Below are 7445 nucleotides of genomic sequence, written 5' to 3' on the forward strand. Positions count from 1 at the left end.
GGCAGACGTTCCGGTCCCGGTCGGTAAACGAGCCCATGACGTCCATGTCACAGGCCCAGACGGACATCACGGGCAGCACAACTTACGGTCGGTAAATCAACCTGGCAAAATCGAGAGCACGACGGGCTGCGTGACCCGGTCCACCCCGGCCGGTCGTTCACCCCGAACGAGAAGTACGCCGCGCTCATCGAGGCATGCGGTTACGTCCCGGTCGCGCTCAGCGGTGACGATTACATCGAGCTGCTGCCTTCCGTCTGGCGAGCCGTGAACGACTACGGCATCAAGATCAAGCGCTGCACCTATGACGGCCCCAAGCTCATTCGCCGTGAATCCTCGGGGGTCGCGGTGAAGAAGGGCTTGTGGGAGGTCCACCACGACCCCTACGACATCTCCCGGATCTGGGTCCGTAACCACCACGGTCGCGGCGAGTGGCTTGAGGCCACCTGGAAGCACCTGCGTCACACCCCGGTTCCCTTCGGTGAGCTGGCCTGGGACCACGCTGCAGCGGGTCTACCGGAGGGCACCGAGGAGGAGATCGCGTTGGCGGCCGCGGAGCTGCTGGAACGTGCCCACGCCGGTCCCGAACACGAGACTGAGGCGAAACCGGCGAAGCGCACGCGCCGAGAGAAGCAGGTGGCTGCCCGCACCAAGGCAACCCCGCCCATCGCGGTTTCGGCGCCCGGCGCCAAGGCCGGGCCGGCCCCTGAGCCCGCGGCACCCGAAGACCAGGCTCCGCTGGCCAAGGTGATCCCTCTGGGCCTGTTCGATCCTCTGGCCGACCCCTGGAAGCGCCCATGACCACACCACAGGCCACGACCTCGCCCTTCGCTGACGAGGCGCCCGAGCGCTATCTGACGAGCCTTGTCGGCTGGCGGGCCTTCGTCGACGACCAGCCCGTCATACCCGCGGTGCTGAGTGCCTCCAAGCGTGCGTCACTCACGCCGGATGAACTGCATCGCTACGACGAAGGGCGCGTTGACCACCACACCCGGCTGCTGCTGGTGGTGGCGACGTCGACCGTTCAGCACACCGTCACCTGCGGACGCCGTCTGGTTCTCCTGAACCGGCACGCCGTCAGCGCCCGTCGCGGACTTATCGTCTCCGGCCCCGCCGGCACGGGGAAGACCACCGCAATCACCCAGCTCGGCCGCGCTCACGAACTGTTGGACAGGGCCCGCCATCCAGGAGTGAGCGGCCGCATCCCGGTGGTCTACATCACCGTCCCTCCAGCCGCGACGGCCCGGATGGTAGCGGTGGAGTTCGCCCGCTTCCTCGGACTGCCAGTACGCGTCCGCTCCAACATCACCGACGTCCTGGAGACCGTCTGTGGCGTCCTCACGGACACTCGCGTGGGCCTGGTCCTCATCGACGAGATCCACCGGCTCAACCCCCGCACCACCAGCGGCGCCCAGGCCGCCGACCTCCTCAAAGACCTCACCGAACGCATCGGGGCGACGTTCGTGTACGCGGGCATCGACGTCACCAGCACCGCCTTGTTCACCGGAGTACGCGGGGCGCAGCTCGCCGGCCGGGCCTCCCTGGTCGAATGCGGGGTCTTCCCCGCCCGCCTGGGATCCAGCGAGCCCTTCCGTGAACTCGTCACCGCGATGGAGAACGCCCTCGACCTGCGCCACCACCGGACCGGAAGCCTGGTGAGGCTCGCACCGTACCTACACGAACGCACCACCGGGCGCATCGGCTCCCTCGCCCGCCTCATCCGCCAAGCGGCCATCACCTCCCTGAACGACGGCACCGAACGCATCACCAAAACCACCCTCGACCAGATCCCCCTGGACCACCTCACCGAACAACACCACCGCCGCGCACCCCGGCGGCCGGCCCCTGCCCCGTGAACCGCACTGGCCCCACGGCCGGCCCCACGGCCACGCCCAAGACCGGAGAACCGTCCGATGCTCCCGTCACGCGCGCGTGGGCCATCGGGCTTCCCGCCGTGACGCCAGGGGTGTTCCGGGTCCGGCCGCTGCCTCTCAAAGCGACCGCCTCCTACCTTCACCGGCGCCCTCGCCTACCGGCTGACACTGCCCCAACTCCTTGACGGCACCGGTATCACCGTCCACGGACATGGCACCCCACCCACAGCCGGCCTGGACCTCTCCCCCACCGCAGCCAGCCGTATCGCAACAGCGGCCGGCATCCGGGCCAACCACCTCGCCTACGCGCTACCCGGTCTCACCCCGGGCACCGGCAAAGCAAACGGCACGGGGGCCGGCACCGCCACCGCCGTCTGGACGCCCATGGGAAGAGAACACCAGCCCGTACCCGCATGCACCCTGTGCGTCCTGCGCCACAGCCACGGCACCACCCCGACCGCGTGGATCCACCGGCCCTGGCACCGGCTCATCTGCCCACGCCACCAGCAAGCCGCCCCCGACCCCCGACTCCACACACCCCTACACGTCGGGGTCGTACCCGAACTCATCGCGGCCCACCAAGGCCACCAGCGCCTGAAGCGTCACCCCCGAGCCGTGACCGCCTGGACTACGGCACACGCGATCACCACCCGCTGGCACGACCACCAACAACACGCAGCCCCCCGCTGGCACCACCGGCTCCACCAACTCATCGCGGCCAACCCCCGCCTGAACCAGCCGGGCACCGCATCAGCCACCCTCCTGGCCCGCGAACTCGTGACCTACCCCGAAACCGTCACCCTCGCCCTCACCCTGACCGCCCTCCCCCGCCCAACCCGGCCACACGAAGCCCACACCACCACCCACGGTGCCGCCTGCGATGCCCTCGCCCTGATCGCCAACCGCCTCGGACTCGACACCCTGACCCCCACCACCGGCGACCCCCTGACCGCGTACCTCACCCGTACACGCCCCTGACCAGCAACGACGAACATCCCAACCAGCCACACCCCACGGCTGCCTGTAGGCGTGCCACCACACTCACAACAAAACCAAGATCAATCCCATACGACAACAGAACCCCAGACCAGCCACCCGAACAACCCAACCGAACACCCCACAAAACCCCCGGCCCCGGCCACCAACACCCACTCACCCGACCGCAAAATCCCGCACCCAACTACAAAACACCAGGCCACAACGACCAACTACCACACACCTACTGCCCCCTCACAGTAGGTCGGGCATCGGCAACGACCCACCGCACCATCCCCGTTGTCGGAGAGACAGCACGTTCCGCGACATAGGTGTACTCCACGTACCGAACGTAACTGCCACTCACAGGCCACGGTCGGGGTTTCCCTTCAGACCATTCCCGCAGGTGACAACAGGAACAAACGTCCCGCACACTCCCCCACCCCTAGATAAAAGGCCTTCGGGCTCATGACGAGGAAGCAATCGAGCTCCTCGCCATCCCGCAGGAGCCACAGAAAAGGGTTGTGGACCCGTCCCTGGATATCGGTGCGAAGCCGGACGAGGGGGAGGAAGAATCGCGACTCCTGCTCCGCTTCTCCGTTCCGCGTGACCCTGTGATGGTCGCCGAGTGGGTGTCCTTCAACGTGATCGACACCGAACGGCAGGATTGGAGGCGCGGCTACGCCGCGTTGAAGAAGTTCACTCAGCGTGAGCAGCACGCCCGCGTCCCCTACGACCACAAGGAGGGCGCCCAGCCTCTGGGGCAGTGGATCGCCGAACAGCGACGGGCGTACGGGGCCGGACAGATGACCGGCCGACGCGCCGCCCGCCTCGAAGCACTCGGCATGCTCTGGAGCCCGGCGGACGAACGGTTCCAAGAGAACCTCGCCGCCGCCCGCGCCTACCACGACCAGCACTGGACCCTCTGCGCGCCCCGCACCGCGACCGCTCTGGACAAGCCGATCGGACAAGTCCTCTCGAATTTGCGCCGCCCCGGTGCGCTGGACAAGCACCCCGAACGGACCGCAGCCCTCGCCGCGATCGACCCGGACTGGAATCCGGCCTGGTCGCCCGAGTGGCAGCGGCACTACGCCGCCGCCCGCGAACTCCTCGCCGACGAGGACGTCCTCCCGCACGTCGAACCGGGGGTGACGGTGCACGGCATGGACATCGGACGGTGGCTGGAGCAGCAGCGCCAGCACACCGTCTGGACGGGGCTGACGGACGGGCAACGCGAACGCCTGGAACAGCTCGGCATCCAGCCGCTACCCCTGGAGCAGGAGGCACCCGCGAAGCCGTCCAAGGGCGCCTCAGGGGCCTTCGAGCGGGGCGTTGAGGCCATGCCACCAGCGCAAGGCGCGTACGGGCTCCGTGACGGTCCCCAGGGCTCATGTAGAGACCCTGGAGGACGGCACCGAGGTCAAGCTCGGAGTGTTCCTCTCCAACACCAAGACCCGCCGCGCCAAGCTCACGCAGGAGCAGCGGGCACAGCTCGCCGAGCTAGGACTGGAGTGGGCACGGTGAAGACCGGGGCTCTGTCCCTGACTGTCCCTGTCAGGGGCTGCTGACCTGGGATAACGCTTAGGGGGGGGTAGAAGCTGGTCCGCCTTCCCCCGGGGCCCCGGCCGGCCCTCGCCCCGCCGGGTCCGGCACCGCCGGAGCCGCCGACGCCTGGCGGAGCGCCCCCGCTGATCCGGGGGTCTAGAAGATCCCGCTGTAGAGCAAGAGGTTGGGAGTGGTGCTGGGCAGGTCCCTCACCGCGTTCTTGGTGGCATCCCTGACGATCTGGGCGCTCACCTGTGCTGCAGTGAGGGAGCGGGCGGAGAGCAGGGTCGCTGCGATGCCCGCGGTGTGAGCCGCGGCCATGGCGGTTCCGGAGCGTGTCGCAGTCGCAGTGTTGCCGCCGGTCCAGACCGAAAGGATGTTCTGTCCGGGGGCCAGCACATCGACGCATTTGCCGGAGTTGGACCACGAGGCCTTCCGGTCGTCGATGTTCGTCGCGCCGGTGGTCAGTGCGTTGGGGGCACTGGCCGGGGAGACGTTGCACGCGTCCTGGTTGTCGTTGCCGGCCGGGACCACGACGACGAATCCCTTCCGGTAGGCGTCCTCCACCGCCCGGTTGACTGCTTCGCTCTTCCCCTCACTCTGGGCGATGAGAATCACGTTGCCCTTCGTACCGCGTGCGTCGGCCACAGCGGCTTTGATGCCGGCGATGACACTGTCGGCCGTGGCGTTGCCGTCACACCGGGCGACCTTCACGTCGATCAGCTGCGCCTTCTTCGCCACGCCGTACGTCTTGCCGCCCACAACGCCGGCCAAGTGCGTGCCCTGGCCGCTGCAGTCGCCCGCTTTCTCATCCCCAGTCACGTTCATCATGAACCGAGCCCGGCCCTCGAAGTCGAGGTGGGCAACGTTGATGCCGGTACTCAGCACATACACGCTGACACCCTCACCCGCGGCAGCGTCGTACCGGTACGTGTACGGGCCGGTGGCCGCTACACGCTCACGCTGGGAAATCCGTGCCAGGTTCCACCCGGCATCCTCCTGCGTCGCCGCCCAGGCAGCCCCGATGCTGCACACCGTCAGGACAACGGCACCCGCCGCCACCCCACGCACACTCCACGACCATCGGCTCATCAGATCCCAATCCCTCATCCACTTGTCACGTCCGCCCTGCGCCGTGGCAACGACACCGCACCCCCACGGACACGCAGGCCGCTGCAACCCGCGTAAGTGCTGGCTGCGGGCTGTCGGCCAGCCCAGAAGCGGGCCGCCGTGGCCGCAAGACGAGGACGGACATCCCCTGGGCCCCGCACGTCACGTCCGTCACCGTCCGCGTCCCGCGCCCTTGGTGGGCGCTGCCGGTGGCGGGGACGGCGGCAGCGGCGGGCGTGGCGTCCCGGTCAGGTAGGGGTGTGCGCGGTTCCGACGGTGAAGCCGAATCTGTGGATTGTCAGAGATAGCGCGGGTTTGTGGCCGTTGAGGAATGCCAGTGGTCTGTCGGGGGCGCACGTGAGACGGGCCTTGGCGAGGGAGGGTGAGCCGACGAGTTCCAGGGGTACCACGCAGGTCTCGTCTTGGCGTTGTTGGACGAGGCGGCCGGTGATGGTGGGGCGGATGGGGATTCGTACGGCCGGACGGAAGGAGCCCTGCGCCCAGGGGGTTGTTTCGGTGCCCAGGCGCATGTCGGTGGTTGCGGGCGGAGGTGTTCGCGTCGTTGGGGGTGGTGAAGGTGAAGTGGCCGAGTTGCTTGGGGATGCCCCATAGGTGGTGGCCGCCGGCGAGGGACTGCTCGTTGTCGACCCAGGCCGCCACGGCGGTGGCGGCGGTTCGCCGCCGGTGGCGCACTGCGAGGGCGATGAGGAGCTCTCGGTAGGCGAGGGTTCCCGGTGCTCGGTAGTCGACCCAGAAGGTGAGAAGAGTGCAGTGGCCCAGGACGATGAGCGGCCGGGTTTCGGGGGGCAGGGGCCAGCAGGGAAGGTCGCGGGGGCGGATCCGCCACAGGCTTGCGTACATGTCGCCGTTCAGGTGCCAGGGCTCCGGCGGGAATGGCGTGCTCTGCTCGGCGGGGTGTCGGGGATCGGGGCTGGTCATGTGTGCCGGTTCTCACGGGTCGGGGTGTGGCTGGCGGGTGCGGGGGGTGGGATGTCGTCGATGTCCATGAGGTCGTCGGCGAGGTCGCGTACTCGCTCGGGCAGCAGGGCGGCGTAAGGCAGGAGCCGGCCCGGCCATGCCGGGAGGTAGAGCGCGGAGCGTGGCCGGGCAATGAGGCGGGCCACCGCGCCGGCGATCTGGGACGGTTCCAGGGGTTGCACGCAAGAGCGAGCGAGCAGAGCGGCTGCGGCGCGGTACGTACGATTCATGCCCCATAAACGATCTTTACGGCCACAGGGTGCCCGCCACAACAGGGGACGGGAGCAGCCACCAGCCCCGAGGGGGAAATCCCCCGGTCCTGCACGGCGCCGCCGGCCCCCGGCCTCGAAGCAGACCTCGTCTCCCCTCGCTATCGCGTGGAAAGACACCTCATGCAGTTAACCTCGCCGTTTCACTTGGGTACGGCTGGCTTTGGGGGCGGAAACGCGAAAGTGCCCTTCCTGACCTGGGACGATGAACCTTGCTGAGGGGTTCTGTCGGTCCAGGCGGAGGGCACTTTCTACGTGCAGGCTATCGGGTTGCGTCCCAAGGTCCATGTCAGTGCCGATGGGTCGGGGGTGGTCGGGCATGCAGGGGCACGGTTGCTGGCGGATCTCGCTGACGCCACAGGGCTGACCGCCGCGTACTCCGCCGCTCTCAGGCCGCTTCGGCCGCGCGGGACCGGGCATGATCCGGGCCGGGTCGCCACCGATCTCGCGGTGATGCTCGCCGACGGCGGTGAGACGATCGCGGATCTGGCCGTGCTGCGGGACCAGGGCGAGGTGTTCGGCCCGGTCGCCTCCACACCCACGGCCTGGCGGTTGCTCGCCGACACCGACGAGGCTGCACTCGCCTCACTGCGAGCGGCCCGCGCTTCAGCCCGGGAAGTCGCCTGGATGCAGGCCGCCGAGACCGGCGAGGGCGTACCTGCTGTCCGGGTCGGCGGACGAGAACTTCCCGGCCTGG

General features: G+C 68.6%; 7 protein-coding genes and 1 pseudogene. 5 read left to right on the plus strand and 3 right to left on the minus strand.

What is annotated here, in order from left to right; genetic code table 11:
* Positions 1–243: 243 nt before the first annotated feature.
* The 4 genes and pseudogenes from J7F03_RS39575 to J7F03_RS42880 all read left to right on the plus strand — a co-directional run.
* Positions 244–798 carry a Mu transposase C-terminal domain-containing protein gene (locus J7F03_RS39575; protein ID WP_251073181.1) on the plus strand — a complete coding sequence of 185 codons (555 nt, stop codon included), beginning with the start codon at positions 244–246 and terminating at the stop codon, positions 796–798.
* Complete coding sequence (locus tag J7F03_RS39580) at positions 795–1853, plus strand: TniB family NTP-binding protein (protein WP_214958055.1); 1059 nt, start codon at positions 795–797, stop codon at positions 1851–1853. Before J7F03_RS39575 ends, J7F03_RS39580 begins: the two co-directional genes overlap by 4 nt.
* Before the next feature lie 402 nt (positions 1854–2255).
* Positions 2256–2849, plus strand: a complete 594-nt coding sequence (locus J7F03_RS39585; RefSeq protein ID WP_214958056.1) for a hypothetical protein — start codon at positions 2256–2258, stop codon at positions 2847–2849.
* Positions 2850–3463: 614 nt separating this feature from the next.
* Positions 3464–4042, plus strand: a pseudogene (locus J7F03_RS42880) (helicase associated domain-containing protein); the annotation flags it as partial.
* Positions 4043–4547: 505 nt separating this feature from the next.
* On the opposite strand, the gene J7F03_RS39595 reads toward J7F03_RS42880, so the two are convergent.
* From J7F03_RS39595 to J7F03_RS39605, 3 genes are all read right to left on the minus strand, one after another.
* Positions 4548–5483 carry a S8 family peptidase gene (locus tag J7F03_RS39595; protein ID WP_214958057.1) on the minus strand — a complete coding sequence of 312 codons (936 nt, stop codon included), beginning with the start codon at positions 5481–5483 and terminating at the stop codon, positions 4548–4550.
* A gap of 189 nt (positions 5484–5672) precedes the next feature.
* Positions 5673–6440 (minus strand): acetoacetate decarboxylase family protein, encoded by a 768-nt coding sequence (locus J7F03_RS42885; RefSeq protein WP_214958058.1) that lies wholly within the window; start codon positions 6438–6440, stop codon positions 5673–5675.
* Positions 6437–6709, minus strand: coding sequence for a hypothetical protein (locus tag J7F03_RS39605; protein ID WP_214958059.1), 273 nt, complete (start codon positions 6707–6709; stop codon positions 6437–6439). Before J7F03_RS39605 ends, J7F03_RS42885 begins: the two co-directional genes overlap by 4 nt.
* A 264-nt stretch (positions 6710–6973) precedes the next feature.
* Here J7F03_RS39605 and J7F03_RS39610 point away from each other — a divergent pair.
* A partial coding sequence (locus J7F03_RS39610) for a transposase (RefSeq protein ID WP_251073182.1) occupies positions 6974–7445 on the plus strand: 472 nt, incomplete at its 3' end.

The sequence above is a fragment of the Streptomyces sp. ISL-43 genome, from assembly GCF_018614195.1.
Classification (GTDB): domain Bacteria; phylum Actinomycetota; class Actinomycetes; order Streptomycetales; family Streptomycetaceae; genus Streptomyces.